Origin of the sequence: Neisseria sp. P0018.S001, from assembly GCF_051957355.1 — a bacterium.
GTDB classification, from domain to species: domain Bacteria; phylum Pseudomonadota; class Gammaproteobacteria; order Burkholderiales; family Neisseriaceae; genus Neisseria; species Neisseria subflava_A.
Map to the genome: position 1 here is coordinate 1 of NZ_JBQCWN010000031.1, position 3,975 is coordinate 3,975.

The following is a 3,975-nucleotide window of genomic DNA, read 5'->3' on the forward strand; positions in this document are numbered from 1 at the left end:
ATTTTTCATATCTTTTTTAAAATCATAAACCAAATACATATCATCATCTAAATTTAAATAGCTCATTTTATATCTCCAATTTTTTCAAAATGAATAATCTGTTTCTCAAAAGTTTCTTTACCGCCAGCCCTACCCAGTCCTGTATTGACTACCCCTTTTCCTTTATTCACATATGGCTTTCCTTGGCCTTCAAGCTTAAATTGCACTTGTGTTTTTTCAGTCCAGCCCTTGCCTGTGCGGGGCAAATCCGGAAAGAGCCGATTTGTTGCCGAATTGCCTGTAGTACCAATCTTTTTTAAAACTTCCATGGTTCCTGGCTTGGTAGTAAATTTAACCAGTACCCCAGTATATCCCTGTTCGGAATATGCTTTAAGTGGGGAAATAAATGTTTCACTTGTCGCAGATAATTTTCCTTTCTGTTGGAATTCCATAAAATCTTCTTTAGACATGCGCCTATAAAAAATCTCATTACCATACTTATCTTTTTCCAATACTAGACTGTGTGGAGATTTTTTTATTCTTTCTCTATTGGCTTTATTTACCTGCTCTCTAGCCTTAACAGCTTCAATCCCTCTTGGATCTTGATCATAAATTTTCTTGTGAAGCTCTTTGTTAAAATTCGGATTATTTTTCCCTATATTGGGATCATATCTGTAATCTTTCGGTAGTTGCGGTTTCGGCAATGCCTTCTGTTCCCAATCCCGGCTGCTAAACACCCGTTTGCTTCCGTCGGGCCGTACCACTTTCACCGCATTGTCCGACCACGTTACCACAGAGCCTTTCGGTATCAGCTCTCCGTTGGCCAGGCGTTGTTCCTGTGCCAAGGTAACGGTTGTTCCTTTTACCGCTTGGGGGCTTTGGGGAATGCGGGCTTCGCCGACAGGAACAGCCTTTCCGGATGGAGCCTCGGCCTTGCGGACAATTTTGCTTAAATTCCCGGCACTATTCACTACCTTTGCGGCGGCAGGCGAGCGGACAATGGCAGATGCCGTCCCGCCGCTGACAACCATAAATGCTGCATTGGTTCCAACCCGGGCATCAAACATTGCGTCCATTCTGCCTGCAAGTTGCGGATTGTTGATATATGCTTCGTCGCGAACCGCTTTCCAGTTTTCGTAGGACATCACAACTTTGTTGACTGTTTGCACGGGACTGGAAACGGCTTCGGCCAATGGAACAATGGTATTGTCCCACGGGTGGCGTATGCCCTCCCATGTGCCTACAACAATCTCTTTGGCTGCCAGATAGGATGCTTCCAGGGGAGGTGGACAGGCAACCCTTAGGTGCTTTCAATACCCTAGGAACGGAATTGCTCTATCCTATCAGTAAGAAAATCGAAAAACTTGCAGCTGTACATTTACTTTAAAAAATCAGAAAGAAACACTCCTACTGTTTCTACATGTTCTACTTACGCTTTTCCCTATATCTATAGCATTCATTGGAAATTTTTCCCTGCTTTATGCAATCTGGATCAATGAAACCAAATATTTCAAATTGTGAATCATTATATACCTCATGCTGATGATCTTTTAATGAACATCCAAAAAGCAAAATAAAAACAATTATTAATAAAATATTTCTAAGGATATATAATGTAGTCATTAGGATTGTCCGGATTTATAAATTTATATTTTCCATCTTTATTAGGATTTATTACCTCTTGATAAGGTTGGAAAATATGTATTTTCCCTCTTGGCGTGTTCTGAAATGTTCCAAAAATTATACCCGTTATCTTATTTTGTTTTTTATTAAGATAAAATTTATCATATTTCTTTCCGTTAATTACAGCATTTTCAATAATAAATTGAAATGAATTATCTAAAACTTTAGGTTCATGTATTATAATTGCATTTTTATGAGAGCTAATAAAATCATCATCATCATTAGCTACATTATTAGGTGAAATACCTAATTTATCTTTATTTAATTGCTCATTAAATTCATGAGCAATTAATACATTTCCAGATAACACAATTTTATTTGTATCCAGTTTTTCCATATCTCCAACATCAAACCTTCCAGTTATCCACGAACCTCCCCTTACCGTTTTATCATCGTAAACCAGAGTAATTTGAGCTGTTCCACTAGGATCTGCAACAACTTCGTTAAGCATGTCATAAAATTTTTTCTCTTTAATAGTAAGATTCTGAAATGTATTTTTCTTAATTGGTACCAATTCCATAATTTCATAGCCTAAGCTATTTAACCTCCCTGTTCCTCTTAATTCAAATTTTCCACCAAGCTCTTTCTTTACTTTACTTAAAAAATTTTTCTGAGCCTTTGGATCACTTTTTAAATTAAATGCCAATAAATTATTCTCCACCGCATTCTGTCCAAGCACACCCCCTACCTGTGCATTGAACAGGGCATTGCTGTTGCCGTTGGTGCTGCCGCTGCCGTTCAGACTGCCGCCCGCCGCACCCACCACCGAAGCAATCGCCCCGGTCTGCGCTTTGATCTCTTCCTTAATGTGCTCGGGTAAAAGGTTGGGATTGAATTTCCCCGTTGTCGGGTCAATCGCGGTCTTGCCGTCGTCGTATTGTTTGGCCAGATACCCGGCCGCACGTTCGGCGGCAACGGCAGCGCTGCCGCCGGCAAGCGGGTCGGCGCCGTTGGCGTAGGCTAAGGCGGCACCGAGCATAAAGTGGCCGATTGCTTGCGCGGCTTCGTTTTTGTTTTCACCGTGGCCGAAGCGCTTGCCGATGGCGGCTGCAGCATACGGCGCCAACGTATTGGCCGCCAGCTGTAAATCACCCTGTCCGCCCAGGGCGCCGGTAATCAGGGTTTCGGCGGCGCTAAGCGCACGGCTTTTGCTGCCGCCTACGCCCCAGCTTCGGGCTTCTTGGTAAGCTTGGGCGTAGGCGGGGGAATGGGCCAGCATCTCCTGCTGCCGTTGTGCGTTGCTTAGGCTGAGGTAGTGTTCGTAGCTGCCGTCGTTTTGTTCTTTCAGACGGCCTTCGTAAGCGGCCTGTTGTTTTTCCAGCTCTTGGGTCGCGGCTTTGGCACGGTTGCCCCTATAGGTGCCGACGGCACTGTGGATGGCGGCAGTCGATTGGGCGACGGTTTGCTGTTTGTCGAGTAGATTTTGCAGATCGGGAACGCTGTCGGCACCGTGATGGGCAGTGGCCGAATCGGTATGGATGCCGAGAGCGCGGGCACTGGTTTTTTTGCCGCCGATGGTGATGTTGCCTTCGCTGAGTACGGAGCGGGTATAGCCTTGGCTGTTGCCGCTTTCATGCTGGGGCAGGGTGGGGCTGTAGTTGAGGCCTTTGTTCATGTTCTGGCCGGCGGTTTGGGACGCACGACCAAAGGCGCTTTGATTGAAGCCGTCGCTGCCTTTCAGGCTGCCGCCGTAACCGGCACCGATACCCATGCTTTGGGCACTGTAGCTGCTTTCGTTGCGGATGTCTTCAAAGCTGAAACTGCGGGCGGTGAGCTCGTTGTGATCTTTATCTGCGGCAGAAGCGATGGCGCCGCCTTTAAGCCGGACGCTATCGGCTGTGATGTGGTAGCCGCCTTCGCCGGCAAAGAGACCGCTTTGGCTGCCGACGCTGCGGCTGTGGCCGTTGGCTTTGCTTTGGTTGTAGTTGCCGGATACGCTCCATGCGGTACCGAGGGCGACTTGGGCGCGGATGCCGCCGCCGCTTTGTTTGCTCTCCTGTTCGACAGTGTCCTGCGGGCTTTCGATGTGCAATGTGCCGCCGACATCGGCGTCGATGCGTTTGGCATGGGCTTGGGCACCGTTCAGCACGGTATTGCCCTTGCTGCTGAGCTGCAGTTTGTCGGACTGCAATAGGGTGTTTTGATGGGTTTGGCTGTCGGTGCGGTTTTTGCCTTTGCCGTAGGCCGCTTCGGCGTAGATATAGACACCGGTTTGCGCACCGACGGAAACCCCGACGCCGACCTGTACGCCGGCATTGCGGTTTTTGCCGTCCTGATGTTGGCTGTCTTGGGCCGACTGCAGCCGGATATCGC

The 3,975-nt window shown here is 47.1% G+C and carries 1 protein-coding gene and 1 pseudogene; both read right to left on the minus strand.

Annotated features, from left to right (window positions below):
• Nucleotides 1-589 precede the first annotated feature (589 nt).
• A pseudogene (locus ACTHTJ_RS10595) lies at nucleotides 590-923 on the minus strand (hypothetical protein); the annotation flags it as partial.
• Nucleotides 924-1,579: 656 nt separating this feature from the next.
• Nucleotides 1,580-3,975: hemagglutinin repeat-containing protein (locus tag ACTHTJ_RS10600; protein ID WP_440361043.1), on the minus strand; the 2,396-nt coding region annotated here is incomplete at its 5' end.